18 protein-coding genes are annotated in these 19,022 nt (G+C 70.5%); 11 read left to right on the plus strand and 7 right to left on the minus strand.

Annotated elements, in window-relative coordinates; translation table 11 throughout:
* The first annotated feature begins 103 nt into the window (after positions 1-103).
* The 4 genes from FCL41_RS12505 to FCL41_RS12520 all read left to right on the plus strand — a co-directional run bounded on the left by FCL41_RS12505 (position 104) and on the right by FCL41_RS12520 (position 4,375).
* Positions 104-1,711 carry an acyl-CoA carboxylase subunit beta gene (locus FCL41_RS12505; RefSeq protein WP_137067221.1) on the plus strand — a complete coding sequence of 536 codons (1,608 nt, stop codon included), beginning with the start codon at positions 104-106 and terminating at the stop codon, positions 1,709-1,711.
* On the plus strand, positions 1,711-1,959 hold the full coding sequence (locus FCL41_RS12510) for an acyl-CoA carboxylase subunit epsilon (RefSeq protein ID WP_137067222.1): 249 nt from the start codon (positions 1,711-1,713) through the stop codon (positions 1,957-1,959). Before FCL41_RS12505 ends, FCL41_RS12510 begins: the two co-directional genes overlap by 1 nt.
* Before the next feature lie 113 nt (positions 1,960-2,072).
* Entirely contained in the window at positions 2,073-3,761 is a 1,689-nt protein-coding gene (locus FCL41_RS12515) for a DUF885 domain-containing protein (RefSeq protein WP_137067223.1), read from the plus strand.
* Positions 3,758-4,375 (plus strand): Maf family protein, encoded by a 618-nt coding sequence (locus FCL41_RS12520; RefSeq protein ID WP_137067224.1) that lies wholly within the window; start codon positions 3,758-3,760, stop codon positions 4,373-4,375. Before FCL41_RS12515 ends, FCL41_RS12520 begins: the two co-directional genes overlap by 4 nt.
* Before the next feature lie 30 nt (positions 4,376-4,405).
* Here FCL41_RS12520 and FCL41_RS12525 read toward each other — a convergent pair whose 3' ends face one another.
* Both FCL41_RS12525 and FCL41_RS12530 read right to left on the minus strand, forming a co-directional pair.
* Positions 4,406-4,912 carry a GtrA family protein gene (locus FCL41_RS12525; protein WP_137067225.1) on the minus strand — a complete coding sequence of 169 codons (507 nt, stop codon included), beginning with the start codon at positions 4,910-4,912 and terminating at the stop codon, positions 4,406-4,408.
* A gap of 61 nt (positions 4,913-4,973) precedes the next feature.
* A complete protein-coding gene (locus FCL41_RS12530; RefSeq protein WP_137067226.1) occupies positions 4,974-6,191 on the minus strand; it encodes an acyl-CoA dehydrogenase family protein in 1,218 nt (405 codons plus the stop codon).
* A gap of 264 nt (positions 6,192-6,455) precedes the next feature.
* Here FCL41_RS12530 and FCL41_RS12535 point away from each other — a divergent pair, with 264 nt between their 5' ends.
* The 3 genes from FCL41_RS12535 to FCL41_RS12545 all read left to right on the plus strand — a co-directional run bounded on the left by FCL41_RS12535 (position 6,456) and on the right by FCL41_RS12545 (position 10,756).
* Positions 6,456-8,243, plus strand: coding sequence for an acetyl/propionyl/methylcrotonyl-CoA carboxylase subunit alpha (locus tag FCL41_RS12535; RefSeq protein ID WP_137067227.1), 1,788 nt, complete (start codon positions 6,456-6,458; stop codon positions 8,241-8,243).
* A 141-nt stretch (positions 8,244-8,384) separates the two neighbouring features.
* Positions 8,385-9,050: a TetR/AcrR family transcriptional regulator gene (locus FCL41_RS12540; protein ID WP_137067228.1), complete on the plus strand. Its 666-nt coding sequence runs from the start codon at positions 8,385-8,387 to the stop codon at positions 9,048-9,050.
* Positions 9,050-10,756, plus strand: coding sequence for an FAD-binding dehydrogenase (locus tag FCL41_RS12545; RefSeq protein WP_137067229.1), 1,707 nt, complete (start codon positions 9,050-9,052; stop codon positions 10,754-10,756). The genes FCL41_RS12540 and FCL41_RS12545 overlap by 1 nt, the downstream gene beginning before the upstream one ends.
* 20 nt (positions 10,757-10,776) lie before the next feature.
* Here FCL41_RS12545 and FCL41_RS12550 read toward each other — a convergent pair whose 3' ends face one another.
* On the minus strand, positions 10,777-12,000 hold the full coding sequence (locus FCL41_RS12550; protein ID WP_137067230.1) for a SpoIID/LytB domain-containing protein: 1,224 nt from the start codon (positions 11,998-12,000) through the stop codon (positions 10,777-10,779).
* A gap of 171 nt (positions 12,001-12,171) precedes the next feature.
* On the opposite strand from FCL41_RS12550, the gene FCL41_RS17280 reads away from it, so the two are divergent.
* The gene (locus FCL41_RS17280) at positions 12,172-12,411 is read left to right on the plus strand and encodes a biotin/lipoyl-containing protein (RefSeq protein ID WP_212723202.1); all 240 of its coding nucleotides are present in this window, start codon (positions 12,172-12,174) and stop codon (positions 12,409-12,411) included.
* Positions 12,412-12,418: 7 nt separating this feature from the next.
* On the opposite strand, the gene FCL41_RS12560 is transcribed toward FCL41_RS17280, so the two are convergent.
* Both FCL41_RS12560 and lpdA read right to left on the minus strand, forming a co-directional pair.
* Positions 12,419-13,828, minus strand: coding sequence for an NAD(P)H-quinone dehydrogenase (locus FCL41_RS12560; protein WP_137067231.1), 1,410 nt, complete (start codon positions 13,826-13,828; stop codon positions 12,419-12,421).
* Positions 13,829-13,869: 41 nt separating this feature from the next.
* Positions 13,870-15,276, minus strand: a complete 1,407-nt coding sequence (gene lpdA, locus FCL41_RS12565; RefSeq protein WP_137067232.1) for a dihydrolipoyl dehydrogenase — start codon at positions 15,274-15,276, stop codon at positions 13,870-13,872.
* Between the two features lie 61 nt (positions 15,277-15,337).
* On the opposite strand from lpdA, the gene FCL41_RS12570 reads away from it, so the two are divergent.
* A complete protein-coding gene (locus tag FCL41_RS12570) occupies positions 15,338-15,790 on the plus strand; it encodes a gamma-glutamylcyclotransferase family protein (RefSeq protein ID WP_137067233.1) in 453 nt (150 codons plus the stop codon).
* A gap of 38 nt (positions 15,791-15,828) precedes the next feature.
* Here the strand turns inward: FCL41_RS12570 and FCL41_RS12575 are convergent, their stop codons facing one another.
* Positions 15,829-16,938: an FUSC family protein gene (locus FCL41_RS12575; protein ID WP_137067234.1), complete on the minus strand. Its 1,110-nt coding sequence runs from the start codon at positions 16,936-16,938 to the stop codon at positions 15,829-15,831.
* A 21-nt stretch (positions 16,939-16,959) separates the two neighbouring features.
* Complete coding sequence (locus tag FCL41_RS12580) at positions 16,960-17,328, minus strand: VOC family protein (RefSeq protein WP_137067235.1); 369 nt, start codon at positions 17,326-17,328, stop codon at positions 16,960-16,962.
* Between the two features lie 46 nt (positions 17,329-17,374).
* Here FCL41_RS12580 and FCL41_RS12585 point away from each other — a divergent pair, with 46 nt between their 5' ends.
* Positions 17,375-18,175 carry a purine-nucleoside phosphorylase gene (locus FCL41_RS12585; RefSeq protein WP_137067236.1) on the plus strand — a complete coding sequence of 267 codons (801 nt, stop codon included), beginning with the start codon at positions 17,375-17,377 and terminating at the stop codon, positions 18,173-18,175.
* 1 nt (position 18,176) lies between these two features.
* Entirely contained in the window at positions 18,177-18,974 is a 798-nt protein-coding gene (locus FCL41_RS12590; protein ID WP_137067237.1) for an NAD-dependent epimerase/dehydratase family protein, read from the plus strand.
* Positions 18,975-19,022: the final 48 nt, after the last annotated feature.

Raw genomic sequence — 19,022 nt, forward strand, 5'->3', positions numbered from 1 at the left:
TGTCCTAGTTGCGCGTCGGACACACCTCCGACCCGCGGCACGAGCGTCCGGGACATCCCGGAGCCCGTGCAGACCGCCCAGCACAGCCGAGGAGACCTGACCGGTGAGCGCCGAGAAGACCGAACAGCCCGAGATCGACATCCACACCACCGCGGGCAAGCTCGCGGACCTTGAGCGCCGCATCGACGAGGCCGTCCACGCGGGTTCGGCCAAGGCCGTGGAGAAGCAGCACGCCAAGGGGCGCAAGACCGCTCGCGAGCGCATCGAGATGCTCTTCGACGAGGGCTCCTTCGTCGAGATCGACGAGCTGGCCCGCCACCGCTCGACTGCCTTCGGCCTGGAGAAGACCCGCCCCTACGGCGACGGCGTCGTCACCGGCTACGGCACCGTCAACGGCCGCCAGGTCTGCGTCTTCTCCCAGGACTTCACCGTCTTCGGTGGCTCCCTGGGCGAGGTCTACGGCGAGAAGATCACCAAGATCATGGACCTGGCCACGAAGACCGGCTCCCCGATCATCGGCATCAACGAGGGTGCCGGCGCGCGCATCCAGGAGGGTGTCGTCTCGCTCGGTCTCTACGGTGAGATCTTCAAGCGCAACGTGCACAACTCCGGCGTCATCCCGCAGATCAGCCTGATCATGGGCAACTGCGCCGGTGGCCACGTCTACTCGCCGGCCGTCACCGACTTCACGATCATGGTCGACCAGACCTCCGCGATGTTCATCACCGGTCCCGACGTCATCAAGACCGTCACCGGCGAGGACGTCTCGATGGAGGACCTCGGCGGTGCACGTACGCACAACACCAAGTCGGGCAACGCCCACTACATGGCCTCCGACGAGGAGGACGCGATCGAGTACGTCAAGGCGCTGCTGAGCTACCTGCCGCAGAACAACCTCGACGAGCTGCCGGCGTACGACGAGGTCGCCGACCTGGAGTTCAGCGACCTCGACCGCTCGCTCGACACGATCATCCCGGACTCGCCGAACCAGCCCTACGACATGCACGAGGTCATCAGGGCCATCGTCGACGACGAGGACTTCCTCGAGGTCCAGGAGCTCTTCGCGCCCAACATCATCATCGGCTTCGGCCGGGTGGAGGGCTCCCCGGTCGGCGTCGTCGCCAACCAGCCGATGCAGTTCGCCGGCACGCTCGACATCGACGCCTCCGAGAAGGCCGCCCGCTTCGTGCGGTTCTGCGACGCCTTCAACATCCCCGTGCTGACCTTCGTCGACGTCCCCGGCTTCCTTCCCGGCACCGACCAGGAGTGGACCGGCATCATCCGCCGCGGGGCCAAGCTGATCTACGCCTACGCCGAGGCCACCGTGCCGCTGATCACCACGATCACCCGCAAGGCCTACGGCGGCGCCTACGACGTCATGGGCTCCAAGCACCTCGGTGCCGACATGAACATCGCCTGGCCCACCGCACAGATCGCCGTCATGGGCGCCCAGGGCGCGGCCAACATCGTCCACCGCAAGACGCTCGCGGCCGTGGAGGCCGAGGGCGGCGACGTGGAGGCGAAGCGCGCCGAGCTGATCGACGAGTACGAGACCACGCTGGCCAACCCGTACGTCGCCGCCGAGCGTGGCTACGTCGACGTCGTGATCCCGCCGCACGAGACCCGCTCGGAGATCGTCCGCGCGCTGCGCCTGCTCAAGTCGAAGCGGGAGTCCCTGCCGGCCAAGAAGCACGGAAACATCCCGCTCTGATGGCTGACGAGACGACCAACGACACCCCCGTCGCCGAGGCGCCCGCCGCCCCGGTGCTGCGGGTCGTCAACCCCGACGCCACGCCGGAGGAGATCGCCGCCCTGGTGGCCGTCTTCTCCGCCATGGGCGGTGGCCAGGCGCCCGCGCCGAAGCGCCCCCGCTCCCAGTGGTCCGCGCCCGAGCGCGGCGCCCGCCGCACCCTGCCCCACGGGCTGGGTGGGTGGCGCTCCAGCGGGATGCCCCGCTGAGGCACACGCCCACGCAAGCCCACTCCGGGCCCACTCCGACGTCGCCGGCCCGCTCCCCGCGGGCCGGCGACGCGGCATTTCACGGCTCCACGTCTCGCACTAGGCTCCCTCGGGTGACTGAGCAGACCTCGCGTCCGGTCGACGCCCTCGCCGACGCCTACGTGGACGACTACGCCGCCCTGGACCCCGTCGCCGCGACGTACTTCGGCGTCGAGGGCCACGACCATTCCCTGACGGACCTCTCCCCCGACGGGTTCGCTGCCCGCGAGGAGCTCGCCGACCGTGCCTTCGCCGCCGTCGAGTCCGCCACACCGTCGGACGCTCGCGAGGCCGTCGCCCGCGACGCCTTCCTCGAGCGCCTCGGCCTGCAGCGCGCGCTGAGCGCGGCCGGCTACGAGCGCAGCGACTTCTCGGTGATCAGCAGCGGCCTGCACAGCATCCGCGAGGTCTTCGACCTGATGCCGACCGAGGGCGAGGAGGCGTGGTCGACCATCGCCTCGCGTCTGGAGGCGATCCCGTCGACGCTGACCGGCTACCGCGTCACCCTGGCCGACGAGGCCGCCCGGGGCCGGGTCGCGGCGGCGCGTCAGTACACCGAGGTCGCGGCCCAGGTCGAGCGCTGGACGGGGCAGGTCGGCGCCGGCGGCGACTTCTTCGCCGGTCTCGTCGCCCGCAGCGACGCGTCGGGCACGCTGCGTACGCGCCTGGACGCGGCCGCGAGCCGGGCCTCACGCGCCTTCGCCGACTTCGGGCTCTTCCTCGACGACGAGATGGCCCCCCAGGGGCGGCGCAACGAGGCCGTCGGCCGGGAGCACTACGCGCTGGCCTCCCAGGCGTTCCTCGGCGCGACGATCGACCTCGAGGAGACGTACGCCTGGGGCTGGACGGAGCTGAAGCGGATCAGCGACGACATGGCGGCCACCGCCGACCGCATCCAGCCGGGCGCGACCCTGGCCGAGGCGGTCGCTGCGCTCGACGCCAACCCGGCCCGCCGCATCGAGGGACGCGAGCCGTTCCGCCAGTGGATGCAGGAGCTGGCCGACCGCACGGTGGCAGAGCTCGCCGACGTGCACTTCGACATCCCTGACCCGATCCGCCGCATCGAGTGCCGTCTGGCACCGACCAACGACGGCGGCATCTACTACACCGGCCCGTCGGAGGACTTCAGCCGACCGGGACGGATGTGGTGGTCGGTGCCCGACGGCATCGACTCCTTCACGCCGTGGCGCGAGGTCACGACGGTCTTCCACGAGGGCGTGCCGGGACACCACCTCCAGGTGGGTCAGGCCGCCTACCGCGCCGACAAGCTCAACCGCTGGCAGCGCACCATGTGCTGGGTCTCGGGCCACGGCGAGGGCTGGGCGCTGTACGCCGAGCGGCTGATGGACGACCTCGGCTACCTGGCCGACCCCGCCGACCGACTCGGGATGCTCGACGGCCAGGCGCTGCGTGCCGCACGCGTCATCGTCGACATCGGCATGCACCTGGAGCTGGAGATCCCCCGCGACAACCCCTTCGGCTTTCACCCGGGCGAGCGCTGGACGCCGGCGCTGGGCCTGGAGTTCATGCGCCAGCACTCCCAGATGGACGACCCGACGCTGGTCTTCGAGGTCAACCGCTACCTCGGCTGGCCCGGCCAGGCTCCCTCCTACAAGGTGGGCGAGCGCATCTGGCTGGAGGCGCGCGACGAGGCCCGCTCCCGTCGGGGCGACGCGTTCGACCTCAAGCAGTTCCACCGCGACGCCCTCGACCTGGGTTCGCTCGGCCTGGACCCGCTGCGTACGGCGCTGGGTGCCCTGTGACCGCGCCGACGCCTGCTCCGTTCGTCCTCGCGTCGGCGTCGGAGTCGCGCCTGAAGACACTGCGTACGGCCGGCATCGAGCCGATCGTCGTGGTGTCGGGCGTCGACGAGGACCAGCTGGTCGGGCTCCCGCCCGCCGCGTTGGCCCTGGCGCTGGCAGAGCTGAAGTGTCGCGCGGTCGCCGACCACCCCGACGTGCCGCGCGGCGCCCTGGTGCTGGGCTGCGACTCGGTGCTCGAGCTCGACGGCGAGGCGCTCGGCAAACCGGGTTCGCCCGAGGTCGCCCGTGAGCGGTGGCACGCGATGCGCGGACGCTCCGGCGTGCTGCACACCGGCCACGCGCTGGCCGACGCCGCCACCGGACGGGTGATCACCCGGGTCGCGAGCACGACCGTGCACTTCGCCGACGTCACGGACGCGGAGATCGACGCCTACGTCGCCACGGGCGAACCGATCTGGGTGGCCGGCGCCTTCACGCTGGAGGGCTACGGCGCAGCGTTCATCACCGGCATCGAGGGCGACCCGCACAACGTGGTCGGGGTGAGCGTCCCGGTGCTGCGCGAGATGGCCGCGGAGCTGGGGCACCGCTGGACCGACCTGTGGAGACGCGCCTGAGCGACGCCGGGAGGCGGCCGTACTGACGGATCAGTTCGCCGCAGACCCGCGCGACTCGGCGGGGTCGCTGGCCGGCTCGTCGGCCGCGGTGGCGGCGACCGTCGCCAACCGCGGGAAGACGTACTGCCTCAGGAGCAGGAACCGCACCGCGGTGCCCACCCCCAGGCCGAGCACGTTGGCGGCGATGTTGTCCGAGAGCGGGTCGTCGAGGTGGAAGACGTTGCGGCTGATCCACAGGAACGCCATCGGGATCACCATCGTGACGAGGTTGATGACGATGAAGGCCGTACGCCCCCCGTCCGGGTGCCGTACGCCCCGCGCCCCGAACGCCCAGTCGCGGGTGCCGCGGAAGCTGACCAGCATGCCCACGACGTTGGCCACCACGTAGGCGAGCTGCGGGCGGTCGTTCATCGGGGGGTCCACGTCGGGCCACAACCCGTGGACCAGGGCGTTGAAGAGCAGGAACGCCACCGCAGTGGCGACAGCGCCCACGGTCAGGAACTTGCTCAGCTCTGCCGCGAGGCGTCGACTGCGCATGGATCCAATCCTAGCCGGACCTACCGAGCCTTGCCGATTCGCCTATCGACCGTTAGGACGGTCACTCCACCGGAAGGCCGAGGCCGCGCGCGATGAGCATGCGCTGCACCTCGGAGGTGCCCTCGCCGATCTCGAGCACCTTCGCGTCGCGGTAGAAGCGCGCCACCGGGTACTCCTCCATGAAGCCGTAGCCGCCGAAGACCTGGGTGGCGATGCGCGTCGCGGTCACGGCGGACTCGGTCGCGTAGAGCTTGGCCACGGCCGCGGCCTGCTTGAACTCGGCGACCATGGCGTTGGAGAGCGAGCCCCCGCCGACGACGACGGCGTCCATCCGGTCCTTCAGCGAAGCCGCGCGGTAGGTCAGCAGGCGCGAGGCGTCGAGCATGACCTGGAGGTCGGAGATCTGGAAGGCGACGCCCTGCTTGCGACCGATCGGACCACCGAAGGTCTGTCGCTCACCGGCATAGGTGAGCGACAGGTCGAGGCAGGCCTGGATGCAGCCGACGGCCAGCGCGGCGATCGCCACCCGTCCGTCGTCGAGGGTGGCCAGGAACTGCGCGTAGCCGCGACCGCGCTCCCCGAGCAGGTGCGACTCCGGAACGCGCGCGTCCACGAACGTCAGCGGGTGGGTGTCGGAGGCGTGCCAGCCGAGCTTCTCGTAGCCCTTCTCCGCAGTGAAGCCGGGAGTACCGGACGGCAGCATGATCGTGGAGATCTCCGGGCGCCCGTCAGGCCGCTGCCCGGTGCGGGCGGTCACGGTGACCACGGAGGTGATCGCGGAGCCGGAGTTGGTGATGAACTGCTTCGCTCCGTTGACGACCCACTCGCCGTCGACCAGCTCGGCCTTCGTACGCGTGGCACCGGCGTCCGAGCCGGCCCCCGGCTCAGTGAGGCCGAAGCCCGCCAGCCGCTGACCGGCGACCAGGTCGGGCAGCCACGTCTTCTTCTGCTCGTCGGTGCCGTAGGTGAGGATCGGGTTGATGCCCAGGCCCACCGCCGCCTCGAGCGTGATGCCCATGGCCTGGTCGACGCGACCGATCTCCTCGATCGCCAGGCAGAGGCTGGTGAAGCCGCCGTCCTCGCCGGCCAGCCCGGCACCGCCGAACTCCTCAGGGGCAGTGAGACCCATCAGCCCGAGGGCGCCCATCTTCTGCACGACGTCCGTCGGGAAGTGGTGCTCGCGGTCCCACTGGGCGATGTGGGGAGCGATCTCGGCCTCGGCGAAGTCGCGGACGGTGCGGCGGAACTCTTCGTGCTCACGGGACAGCTCGTAGGTCATGGATCACACTGTAGCCGTTTGGTTAACGCTCGTTAACCCCCTTGGAGGAAGTTGCCGCAGCCGGCCGCGAAGACCGCGCCCGGAGCGCGCATCACCCGCTCACGTGTGCGCCCAGTGGCCGGTGGCGCACGACGAGCGGAGGGCGGTGAGTCATGTCACCGCCCACACCGCGAACCCGTATCACTCCTTGGGCTCGCGCAGTCCTAGACTCGCTCGGTGGCGGCTTACGCGCGCCATGCCCCAGATCGCAGTCGAGGAGAGTTCGTGCCCGAGATCAAGCCCTTGCAGAAGGTCCTCATCGCCAACCGTGGCGAGATTGCCGTCCGCGTCATCCGCGCGGCGAAGGACGCCGGGATCGCCTCCGTCGCGGTCTACGCCGAGCCGGACCGCGACGCGCTCTTCGTGCGCCTGGCCGACGAGGCCCACGCCCTCGGTGGCTCCACCCCCGCCGAGTCCTACCTCGACATCGAGAAGATCGTCGCGGTCGCCAAGAAGTCGGGCGCCGACTCGGTGCACCCCGGCTACGGCTTCCTCGCCGAGAACGCCCAGTTCGCCCAGGCAGTGCTCGACGCCGGGCTGATCTGGATCGGCCCCTCCCCCGAGGCCATCGACGCCCTGGGCGACAAGGCCAAGGCCAAGCACATCGCGCAGAAGGCGAACGCCCCGCTGGCCCCCGGCACCAAGGACCCCGTCAAGGACGCCGACGAGGTCGTCGCGCTCGCGAAGGAGTTCGGCCTCCCGATCGCCATCAAGGCCGTCTACGGCGGCGGCGGCCGCGGCCTCAAGGTCGCCCGCACCCTGGAGGAGATCCCCGAGCTCTTCGAGTCCGCCACCCGTGAGGCCGTCGGCGCCTTCGGTCGCGGCGAGTGCCTGGTCGAGAAGTTCCTCGACCGCCCCCGCCACGTCGAGACCCAGTGCCTGGCCGACCAGCACGGCAACGTGGTCGTCGTCTCCACCCGTGACTGCTCGCTGCAGCGCCGCCACCAGAAGGTCGTCGAGGAGGCCCCCGCGCCGTTCCTGACCGAGGAGCAGGTCGCTCGCCTCTACGAGTCGTCGAAGGCCATCCTCAAGGAGGCCGGCTACGTCGGCGCCGGCACCTGCGAGTTCCTCGTGGCTGCCGACGGCACCATCTCGTTCCTCGAGGTCAACACCCGCCTCCAGGTCGAGCACTGCGTCTCCGAGGAGGTCACCGGCATCGACCTCGTGCAGGAGATGTTCCGCATCGCCGCCGGCGAGGAGCTGGGCTACGACGACCCGGAGATCAAGGGTCACTCGATCGAGTTCCGCATCAACGCCGAGGACGCTGGCCGCAACTTCATGCCGGCCCCGGGCACCCTCACCGAGTGGGCCCCGCCGAGCGGCCCCGGCGTCCGCCTGGACTCCGGCTACGAGAAGGGCGAGACCATCCCGGGCGCCTTCGACTCGCTGGTCGCCAAGCTGATCGTCTCCGGCAAGGACCGCACCCAGGCGATCGCCCGCTCCAAGCGCGCCCTGAGCGAGTTCAAGGTCGACGGCATGCCGACGATCATTCCCTTCTTCGAGAAGGTCCTCGAGGAGCCGGCCTACGTCGGCGCTTCGAACAAGTCCGGTGAGGGCTCGTTCGACGTCTACACCACGTGGATCGAGACCGACTTCGTCAACGACATCGAGCCCTACGGTGGCGAGGCCGGCGAGGCCGAGGAGGCGGGCGAGCGCCAGAAGGTCACCGTCGAGGTCGACGGCCGTCGCCTCGAGGTCGTCCTCCCGGCCGGCCTGGGTGGCCTCGGGGGCGGTGCCACCTCCGGTGGCGCCAAGAAGCCGAAGCGTGCAGCGAAGAAGGCCGGCTCGGCCGCCACCGGCGATTCGGTGGCCTCCCCGATGCAGGGCACCATCGTGAAGATCGCCGTGGAGGAGGGCCAGGAGGTCGCCGAGGGCGAGGTCGTGGTCGTGCTCGAGGCGATGAAGATGGAGCAGCCCCTCAAGGCCCACAAGGCCGGCACCGTGCTCGGCCTCACGGCCGTGGTCGGCGCCACCGTCGGCAACGGCGAGGTCATCTGCGAGCTCAAGGACTGACGTACGCCAGTTTCCGCCAGGGCCGCCTCCTCATGGAGGCGGCCCTGTGCCGTTGGTGGGCCACGTGCGTGGGCCACGTGCCCCCTGCCCGCCCCGCGAGCAACATAGTGAGCACTCACTTTTTATGTTAGGTTCTCAGGCGTGCCAGCAACGCCCGCCCCGCGTCGTACGCAGGCCCAGCGACGCACGCAGGCAGAGCGCCGCGACGCCACGATCGGCCGGCTGCTCGCCGCGACCGTCGACTGCCTGAACGATCGCGGCTACGCGGGCACGACCACGGCGGCGATCTGTGCCGAGGCAGGCGTGAGCCAAGGTGCCCTCTTCCGCTACTTCCCCACCCGTCTCGCGCTCCTGGTCGCCACCGCCGAGCACGTCGCCGAGGCCAACGTCGAGGCCTTCCGCGACCTCGTCGACTCCCCGGTCGCCGACGTCGACCAGCTCACCCGACTTCTCGGCCACCTGCGCGAGATCGTCCTGTCGCGCTCGAACCAGACGTGGCGCGAGCTGCTGGTCGCGGCGCGGTCCGACGAGGCCCTGCGGGAGGCCATGCTGCCCGCCCGGCAGGCGTTCCAGACGCAGATGCTGACCACGGCGGCCGACCTGTGGGGCGACCTCCTGCCGGAGTCGGAGCGCGCTCCCCTGCTCAGCCTCGTCGTCAACTTCCTCGACGGCCTGGCCTTCTCCACGCTCGACCCCACCTCCGAGCCCGGGGCCCCCGGCCGCACCGTCGACGCGGCGCTAGCCCTGCTCGCCCAGATGATCGTCCACCGCTACGTGCCTGAGCGCCCGACCCCACAGGAGAACTGATGAGCACTCCCGACCACAGCGACTTCACCCCCGACGTCATCGTCGTCGGAGCCGGCCTGGCGGGACTCGTCACCACCCACGAGCTGGCGAAGGCTGGCAAGAAGGTGCTCGTCCTCGACCAGGAGAACCGCAAGAACCTCGGCGGCCAGGCCCACTGGTCGCTCGGCGGCCTCCTCTTCGTCGACTCCCCCGAGCAGCGCCGGATGGGCATCAAGGACTCCGTCGAGCTGGCGACGCAGGACTGGAACGGCAGCGCCGCCTTCGACCGCTTCGGCGACGGCACCGATGGCCCCGGCCGCGGCGAGGACCACTGGCCGCAGCAGTGGGCGAAGGCGTACGTCAGGTTCGCCCACGAGACCAAGCGCGACTACCTCCATGACCTCGGGCTCAAGTCGCTCCCCTTCGTCGGCTGGGCCGAGCGCGGCGACGGCCGTGCCGACGGCCACGGCAACTCGGTCCCGCGCTTCCACCTCACCTGGGGCACCGGACCCGAGGTGGTCCGCATCTTCCTCGAGCCCGTCGAGGCGGCCGAGCAGCGTGGCCTCGTCCGCTTCGCCTTCCGCCACCGGGCCGACGAGCTCGTCACCGCGGACGGCGCGGTCGTGGGCGTACGCGGCACCCTGCTCGCCCCCGACGACTCCGAGCGCGGCGTGAAGTCCAACCGTGACGAGGTCGGCGACTTCGACCTGCGCGCCGACGCCGTGGTCGTGACCTCCGGCGGCATCGGCCACAACCACGAGCTGATGCGCAAGCACTGGCCGACCGAGCGGGTGGGACCGGCCCCGCGCCACATGATCAGCGGCGTCCCCGCCCACGTCGACGGTCGGATGCTGGCCATCACCGAGTCGGCGGGCGCCACCATCGTCAACCGCGACCGGATGTGGGCCTACGTCGAGGGCATCCACAACTGGGACCCGGTCTGGCCCGACCACGCCATCCGGATCCTCCCCGGTCCGTCGTCGATGTGGTTCGACGCCAATGGCGACCGCCTCACGGGCATGTCGGGCGTGCCCGGCGCCGACTCGATCGGCTCGATGAAGCAGATCCTCGCCACCGGCCACGACTACTCGTGGTTCATCCTCACCCAGTCGATCATCGAGAAGGAGTTCGCGTTGTCGGGCTCCGAGCAGAACCCCGACATCACCGGCAAGGACGTCAAGTTCCTGCTCCAGTCCCGCCTCGCCAAGGGTGCTCCCGGTCCCGTCGAGGACTTCAAGCAGCACGGGGAGGACTTCGTCGTCGCCGACAACCTCGCCGACCTGGTCGCCGGGATGAACACGATCACCCGCGGTCCTGCGCTCGACCTCGACAAGGTCGAGCGCCAGATCGTGGCGCGTGACCGCGAGCTGGCCAACGAGTTCGGCAAGGACGTCCAGCTCATGGTGATGGCCAACGCGCGCCGCTCGCGCACCGACAAGCTCATCCGCGTCGCCAAGCCCCACCGGATCCTCGACCCGGCGCACGGGCCTCTCGTCGCGGTGCGCCTCAACATCTTGTCGCGCAAGAGCCTGGGTGGGTTGGAGACCAACCTCGACAGCCAGTGCCTCGCGGCCGACGGCTCCCCGATCCCCGGCCTGTACGCCGCCGGCGAGGTCGCCGGCTTCGGCGGGGGCGGCGTGCACGGCTACAACGCGCTGGAGGGCACGTTCCTGGGAGGGTGCATCTTCTCCGGGCGCGCGGCTGGGCTGGCCCTGGCCCGCCGCTGAGCGGAGCTGATGCTCCCGGGCTACTTCTTGCGGGCCTTCTTGTCGAGGCTGAAGTCGAACCAGTTCGACCGCAGCCCCAGGGCGGTGCGCAGGGCGTCACCGCTGAGGCGGACCTTGGACTTGCTGCCCACGAGCGTCAGCGTCACCACGCGGCCGCCGAAGTCGCCGTGGCCGTTGCGCTCGTTGACGGTGATCCGGGTCAGCCGGCCCAGCGCCGGCCACTTCTTCTCGATCTGGGTGTCGGTGAGCTTCACCTGCCACTGGTGGACGGGATTGCCGTCCCAGCCGTCGTAGGGATCCTCCTTGGCGACCTGGTAGGGCATGGTGCCCGAGGCCGCCCACCCGCCGTTGCTGGAGCCGAACTGCGTGAAGGCGGGCTTGCCCTTGTAGGTGAGGATCTTGGCCTTCGTGGCCTTGATCGCGGCGTCGGCCAGCGGGTGCTCCGCCGAGGCGCCGCCGTAGACCTGGCACTGCGTGGTGTCGCAGATCTGGTAGTGCCGTGCCAGCGGGTGCGAGCGCTCGTACGTCGCGTACGTACGCGCCGCGACGGCCTGGGCACGCACGGCCTCGGGGTGCCAGGACGCCGGGATCTCCAGCGGCACGACGCCGCGGAGGTAGTTCTCCATCGAGACCAGGTTGACTGTCTCGCGCGTGCGGCTGCCGGGCGCTGGCGCAGCGGCACGCAGCCGTCCGCGGTAGGCGACGTCACCCTGGGGGGTGACCAGGGTGATCGGACGCCCGGCGGCGGCGAACTGCGCCTCTCCGCCGAAGGCCTTCCACCGCTTCCACGGCGCCTTGCCCTTGCGCTTGAACTGCACGACGGCGCGGTTCTTGGCGTCGGTGGTGAGACGCCACTGCTGCGCACCGTTGCTGGGCAGCATCCACGTCCTGCCGGCCTTGAGGTCGCGCACCCGCAGGAAGCTGCGCGCCCGGACCGTCAGCGTGGAGCTCGTGTTGCGGGTGATCCGCACCTTGACGGCGCCTCCGACGCGTCCCCACGAGGTGCCGGGGTAGTAGAACTCGACGATCTTCGTGTGCTTCACGCCGTCGCGAGCGGCGCCTTGGGCGCCGTACTGCGACATCCCCCGACCGTGACCGTAGCCGCGACCGTCGATCACCACCGTGGAACCGTCGGGGACGTCGACCTTGTCGGCGGCCTGGGCGGGCGTCGGCAGGAGCGGGAGGGCGGCGGCCGCGAGGGTGGACCCCACGACACGGACCGGGCGGGAGGAGAAGAGGGACATCCTGGCTCTCTGTGGGTCTGGTGGGTCAGGTGTGACGAAGCAGAACCTCGAGCGAAACACACTTGCGGAGGAAACTCACCCCCTATCGGTGAACTACAGATCTGTAGTTCTCCGGGCGCGCAGGAGCGCCTCCCAGCGCCTCGGCCGAGGCCCGGCGACTACGCTGGGCGCATGCCAGCCACCGCCCCCGAGCCAGCCGGAACGACCACGGTCTCCGCGCCCTTCCAGGGGCTGGTGACGGTGCTCGTCGACACCGGCGCGCGCGTCGAGTCGGGCGAGGTCCTGGCCGTGCTCGAGGCGATGAAGATGGAAGCCCCCATCACTGCCCCACGCGCCGGGACCGTCACCGCCGTGGCCTTCGCGGGCACCCAGGCGGTGGCAGGCGGCGACGTCCTGGTCCACCTGGCCTGAGGCCGGCTCAGAAGAAGCGCGAGGCCTCGACCTTGTGCAGGCGACGAGCGGCCTCGGCGACCGAGCCACTCATCGACGGGTAGACGGTGAAGGCCTGCGCCAAGGCGTCGGCCGTCAACGACTCCGCGACGGCGACCGAGAGCGGGTGGATCAGCTCGCTGGCCTTCGGGCCCACCACGACGCCGCCGATCACGATGCCGGTGCCACGGCGGCAGAAGAGCTTCACGAAGCCGTCCTGGACGCCCTGCATCTTGGCGCGCGCGTTGCCGGCCAGCGGCAGCATCACGACCTCGGCGTCGATCTCCCCGGCGTCGACGGCCTGCTGCGACCAGCCGACCGTGGCGATCTCGGGGGCGGTGAAGACGTTCGACGACACCTTCTTCAGGTTCAGCGGGGCCACGGCGTCACCGAGCGAGTGCCACATCGCGATGCGGCCCTGCATGGCGGCGACCGAGGCCAGCATCAGGACACCGGTGCAGTCACCGGCGGCGTACACGCCGCGAGCGCTCGTGCGCGAGACCCGGTCGACCTTGACGAAGCCGCCCTCGTCGAGGGTGACGCCGGCCTCCTCGAGTCCGAGGCCCTGGGTCTTGGGGACCGAGCCGAGGGCGAGGATGACGTGGGAGGCCTCGACGGTCCGGCCGTCCGTCAGCGTGACGGTGACGCGGTCGCCGTGCCGGGTGACCGACTCCATGCGGGAGCGCGAGAGCACGTTCATGCCGCGCCGCTTCGCGACCTCCTCCAGCACCAGCGAGGCGTCGGCGTCCTCGCCGGGCAGCACGCGGTCACGCGAGGAGACCAGCGTGACCGGGATGCCGAGCGCCAGGTAGGCGGAGGCGAACTCCGCACCGGTCACGCCGGAGCCCACCACGACCAACGACTCCGGGACCTCGTCGAGGTCGTAGACCTGCTCCCAGGTCAGGATGCGCTCACCGTCGGGCTGCGCCGTGGGGAGCGTACGCGGCGCCGCGCCGGTGGCGACCAGGATCGTCCCGCCCTCGAACGTCTCGGTGCCACCGTCGTTGAGGTCGACCACGACGCGCGAGGGCCCGTCGAGGCGACCGCGACCGCGGACGATGCGCACGCCGGCGCTCTCCAGGCTGGCGGCGATGTCGGCCGACTGCTCGGCGGCGAGCGACTTCACCCGTGTGTTGATCCGGTGCAGGTCGACCCGCATGTGGGCGAGCGCAGCCTCGTCGTCCTCGTGGTAGGTGATGCCGAGGTCGACGGCGTGAGCGACGTCGCTCATCACCTCCGCGGCGGCGATCAGGGTCTTGGAGGGCACGCAGTCCGTGAGGACCGCGGACCCTCCCATCCCGTCACTGTCGACGACCACCACGTCGGCGCCCAGCTGGGCGGCGACGTGGGCGGCCTCGTACCCGCCGGGGCCTCCACCGATGATCACGACCCGATTCATGTCGGTGCTTCCCCTCAGATGCTGTTGATCGACGGAGCCGATCAGAAGTTGATCATGTGGCCGGCGATGCCCTCGACGGCTTCCTTGACCGCCTCGGAGAGCGTCGGGTGCGCGAAGACGTTGCGACCCACCTCGTCGGCGGTCAGGTCGAAGCGCTGGGCCATGGTCAGCACCGGGAGGAGCTCGGTGACGTTGGGACCGATCATGTGGGCGCCGAGGATCTCGTTGTACTTCGCGTCGGCCACCACCTTCACGAAGCCAGTGGGGTCACCCAGACCGGCAGCCTTGCCGTTGGCGGAGAAGGGGAACGTCGCAGTCTTGACGTCGTAGCCCTTGTCCTTGGCCTGCTGCTCGGAGTAGCCGAACGAGCCGATCTGCGGGTGGCAGTAGGTGGCGCGCGGGATCATGTCGAAGTCGATCTCCATGGTCTCGACGTCGGCGATCGTCTCGGCGGCCACGATGCCCATGGCCTCCGCGACGTGGGCCAGCATCATCTTGCCGGTGACGTCACCGATGGCGTAGACGCCGGGGACGTTCGTACGACCGCGGGCGTCGACCTTGATCGCGCCGCGCTCGGTCTCGATGCCGAGCGCGTCCAGGCCATAGCCCTCCAGGCGCGGGGCGAAGCCGAAGGCAGCCAGCATCTTGTCGGCCTCGAGGACCTGGGCGTCGCCGCCGGCAGCCGGGGAGACGGTGACCTTGACGCCGGAGCCGGTGTCCTCGACCTTCTCGACCTTCGTCGAGAGGAGGACCTTCACGCCCAGCTTCTTGTAGTGCTTGAGGAGCTCCTTGGAGACGTCCGCGTCCTCGGCCGGCACCATGCGGTCGGCGAACTCGACGATCGTGACGTCGACGCCGAAGTTCTTCATGACGTAGGCGAACTCGACGCCGATGGCGCCGGAACCGCCGATGACGATCGACTTCGGGAGCTCGGCGTCGAGGATCTGCTCCTCGTAGGTGACGACGTTCTCGGAGATCTCGATGCCCGGCAGCAGACGCACGGTCGCGCCGGCAGCGATGATCAGGTTGTCGAAGGACAGCTCGCTGGTGGAGCCGTCGTTGAGCGCGACCGACATCGAGGTCGGCGACGTCAGGGTGCCCCAGCCGTCGATCTCGGTGATCTTGTTCTTCTTCATGAGGAAGTGGACGCCCTTGACGATGCCGGCGCTCACCTGGCGCGAACGCTTGTGCGTCGGGCCGTAGGACATCGTCGCGTCACCCTCGATGCCGTACTTGGCCTTGTCGTGGGTGAGCGTGTGGGCGAGCTCGGCGTTCGCCAGCAGCGCCTTGGAGGGGATGCAGCCGACGTTGAGGCAGACACCACCCCAGTACTGCTTCTCCACCACGGCCACCTTCAGGCCGAGCTGGGAGGCACGGATCGCGGCGACGTAGCCACCGGGGCCAGCACCGAGGACGACAAGGTCGAAGTGAGTCGCGGAGTCAGTCACGCCCCCGAGTTTAGGCCCTCGCGAGCGCAACTTCTCATCCGGAGTGGTTACCCTTCGGTTCGTGACGCTCTACGCCGCCTACGGGACGAACCTCGACCCCCGCCGCATGAGTGAGCGGTGCCCGCACTCCCCCTTGCGGAGCACGGGCTGGCTCACCGGCTGGCGCCTCACCTTCGGCGGCGAGGAGCTCGGCTGGGACGGCGCCCTGGTCACGCTGGTCGAGGACCCGATCGAACAGGTCTTCGTCGCCCTGTACGACGTCACTCCCGAGGACGAGGTGGTCCTCGACGAGTGGGAGATGGCCAGCACCGGGCTCTACCGCAAGACCCGCGTCCGGGTCGCGGGCATGACGGGCGAGGTGCTCGCATGGACCTACGTGCTCGACGCGTACGAGGGTGGCCTGCCGAGCGCGCTCTACCTCGGAACCCTCGCCGAGGCGGCCGAGGCCGCTGACGCGCCCGCCGACTACGTCACCGGCCTGCGCAACCGCCCCTGCCGCTCCATCGGCCCCTGAGCGACTCCGGCCCCTGAGCGACGCCGGGTCACGCGGGGTCAGAACCTCAGGCGTACGTCCAGCTCGTCACGCGTCATCCCACCCGCGTAGAGCATGTCGGCCGCCAGCGAGCGGATCTGCGCGGCGACGGCGGCGCGGTTGAGCGTCATCTCCTCCGTCAGCGCGGCCATGGCAATGCGCACCGCCTCGACCAGCTGGTTCTCCGCCCGTGCCCTCTCCCCGGGGTTGGCCAGGTTGTCCTGGAAGACCGCGACTCCCTTCGCCAGCCCTTCGACCGCGGCGGCGAGCTGGTCCCCCGGCTGCTCCCCCAGCCGGATCATCGTGGAGGCCCGACGGGCGAGCACCCGGGCGTCCCGGATGGCGTTGTCCACGTCGGTGAGCACGCTCGAGTAACGCTCGACCTCGCCCCGCTGCCGCCAGCGCATCGGTGAGATCGCCGCCACCTCGCGCACGCTCGCTGCCGTGGTCAGCGCGGTGTTGACCTTGTCCTGGAGACCCCGCGCCCGGGTGAGGGCGTCGTGGGCGCCGGGGGCGTCAGCGGCACGCATCGCCTGGGCCAGGGACTCCAGGATCGCCCTCAGGTCGGAGAGCAGGGGTCGCACCTGGAGGTCCAGGTCGCGGGTGGGATGACGCGGCAGCAGCACGAGCATCACCAGGGCGCAGCAGCCACCCGTGAGGGCGTCCAGGAAGCGCGTCGCTGCCGGGTTGGCCGCCCCGGCAGCCGGCACGACCGCTGCGAGCAGAACCGCGGAGTTGGTGGCCTGGGTGAGCGCGACCCCCTTGAAGCCGGCGAAGGTGGCGACGATGACCGTGATCACCACGACGAGCGCGAGCTGCCACACGCCGCGCCCGATCACCAGGATCAGGAGCTCCCCCACGAGTACGCCCAGCGCGACGCCCAGGATGAGCTCGATCATCAGTCGCTGCCGCAGGCCGACCCCTGCCAGGAGCACGATGACGGCTGCCACGGGCGCGAAGAAGGCTTGCTCGTGGTGCAGCACCATCGTGGAGAAGGCGTAGGCACCCGAGGTGGCCGCCCCCAGGCGGAGCAGCATCCGCCACCGCTTGCGGAGGCTCTCCCACCGCTGCGCCATGGTCATGTCTTGACCCAGCGACACCAGGCTGAGAAGGGACTGGTCGGCACTCACTCCGCCATTTTGGCGCACGGGTCAGGTGGCGACGGAACAGCATGCCTCGACGTTGTTGCCGTCGGGGTCGCGGACGAAGGCGCCGTAGTAGCCCTCGTGGTACTCGGGCCACAGCCGCGGTTCGTGCAGCACCTCGGCCCCACAGGCCACCGCCTCGGCGAACCAGGCGTCGACCGTGCTCGCGTCGGGCGCGTCGAAGGCGACGTGCACCTCGCGGTTGGGACCCATGCCTTCGAAGCTGCCGATCCAGAACGCGGGCGCCGTCGTGCCGTAGCCGATCGCGACGCCGTGGTCGAGCAGACGCCGGTGGCCCAGCACGGCCAGGGTCCGGTCGTAGAACGCGCCGGACAGCTCCAGGTCGCTGCAGTTGATTCCCAGGTGGCTGATCATGCCTCCGATCGTGCACCCGACCACCCACAAAACCTAGGATCGAGCAATGACCGACCACGATCCCTTCGTCCTGGCCGACCAGGCCGCCGCCACGCTCCGCGACCTCACGGGTGTGGAGTCGCACGACATCGCACTGGTGCTCGGCTCCGGGTGGCTGCCCGCCGTCGACGCCCTCGGTCCGGCCACCGCCGAGATCGCCACCACCGACCTGCCCGGTTTCCACGCTGCCGGGGTCGCGGGCCACGCCGGCAAGATCCGCTCGCTGAAGGTGGGCGAGCGCAACGTGCTGGTCTTCCTCTCCCGCACCCACTTCTACGAGGGCAAGGGAGTGCGCGCCGTCGTGCACCCGATCCGCACCGCTGCGGCGGCCGGCTGCCGGGCGATCGTGCTGACCAACGGGTGCGGTGGCCTCAAGGAGACCTGGACTCCCGGCACCCCGGTGCTGATCAGCGACCACATCAACCTGACCGCGACGTCGCCGATCGAGGGCGCGAACTTCGTCGACCTGACCGACCTGTACAGCCCCCGCCTGCGCGAGCTCTGCCGCGAGGTCGACCCGTCCCTCGACGAGGGCGTCTACGTGCAGTTCCCCGGCCCCCACTACGAGACGCCTGCCGAGGTGCGGATGGCCGGCGTCCTCGGTGGCCACCTGGTCGGGATGAGCACGACGCTGGAAGCCATCGCCGCCCGCCAGGCCGGCATGGAGGTCCTCGGCATCAGCCTCGTCACCAACCTGGCCGCGGGGATCAGCGGCTCCCCGCTCAACCACGAGGAGGTCCTCGAGGCCGGGCGCTCAGCGGCCACCCGCATGGGCGGGCTCCTGGGCCAGATCGTCCCGAGGATCTGACGTGCGCGTCCTCGTCACCGGCGCTGCCGGGTCCATCGGTCGGGTCGTCGTCGGCGCGCTGCTCACGGACGGGGTCGACGTGGTCGGCTTCGACCTCGTGCCCGCGCCCGACGGCGTGGACGCCGAGTGGCACACCGGCGACTGCACCGACCCGGGCGCGGTGGCCGAGGTCTTCGGCGCGCACTCGTTCTCGGCGGTCGTGCACCTCGCCGGACACCCCGACGAGCTCGACCTGGCCGGGTCGTTGCACTCCCACGTGACCACGACCGCGACCCTGCTCGACGCCATGGTCGAGCACGACGTCACCCGCATCGTCCACGCCTCCAGCAACCATGCCGTGGGGCGTACGCCGCGCACCGACCTCGTGGGCATCGAGGCGCGTCCCCGGCCCGACACCTTCTACGGCGTCGGCAAGGTCGCGGCCGAGGCGCTGCTGAGCCTGTACGCCGACCGCTACGGCATCGACGCCGTCGCCTGCCGGATCGGGTCGTTCCTCCCCGAGCCGACCACGCGCCGCCACCTCGCGACCTGGCTGTCGCCGGCCGACTGCGTACGCATGGTGAGGGCAGCCCTGGAGGCGCCCGCCCCGGGCTTCGCCGTGCTCTACGGGATCTCCGCCAACCGTGATGCCTGGTGGGACCTCGAGCCCGGCCGGGCCCTGGGCTACCACCCGCAGGACGACGCGGCTGCATACGCCGGTCACCTCCCTGAGCGCGAGGAGGACGCGGTCGAGGCGGCCACCGTCGGCGGCCCCTTCGCGACCGAGGAGTTCTACCGCCCGGCGGTCCCCTCTCCCTGATCCACCACGCACACGAGGCCGGATCCCCGCCGGGATCCGGCCTCGTGC

The organism is Nocardioides jishulii, assembly GCF_006007965.1.
Lineage (GTDB): Bacteria > Actinomycetota > Actinomycetes > Propionibacteriales > Nocardioidaceae > Nocardioides > Nocardioides jishulii.

Bases quoted from the DNA above. Each gene is read 5' to 3' on its own strand.
- FCL41_RS12530 (WP_137067226.1), bottom strand. From the start codon at position 6,191: ATGACCTACGAGCTGTCCCGTGAGCACGAAGAGTTCCGCCGCACCGTC.
- FCL41_RS12545 (WP_137067229.1), top strand. From the start codon at position 9,050: ATGAGCACTCCCGACCACAGCGACTTCACCCCCGACGTCATCGTCGTC.
- FCL41_RS12550 (WP_137067230.1), bottom strand. From the start codon at position 12,000: ATGTCCCTCTTCTCCTCCCGCCCGGTCCGTGTCGTGGGGTCCACCCTC.
- FCL41_RS12525 (WP_137067225.1), bottom strand. From the start codon at position 4,912: ATGCGCAGTCGACGCCTCGCGGCAGAGCTGAGCAAGTTCCTGACCGTG.
- FCL41_RS12560 (WP_137067231.1), bottom strand. From the start codon at position 13,828: ATGAATCGGGTCGTGATCATCGGTGGAGGCCCCGGCGGGTACGAGGCC.
- FCL41_RS12585 (WP_137067236.1), top strand. From the start codon at position 17,375: ATGACCGACCACGATCCCTTCGTCCTGGCCGACCAGGCCGCCGCCACG.
- FCL41_RS17280 (WP_212723202.1), top strand. From the start codon at position 12,172: ATGCCAGCCACCGCCCCCGAGCCAGCCGGAACGACCACGGTCTCCGCG.
- FCL41_RS12580 (WP_137067235.1), bottom strand. From the start codon at position 17,328: ATGATCAGCCACCTGGGAATCAACTGCAGCGACCTGGAGCTGTCCGGC.
- FCL41_RS12510 (WP_137067222.1), top strand. From the start codon at position 1,711: ATGGCTGACGAGACGACCAACGACACCCCCGTCGCCGAGGCGCCCGCC.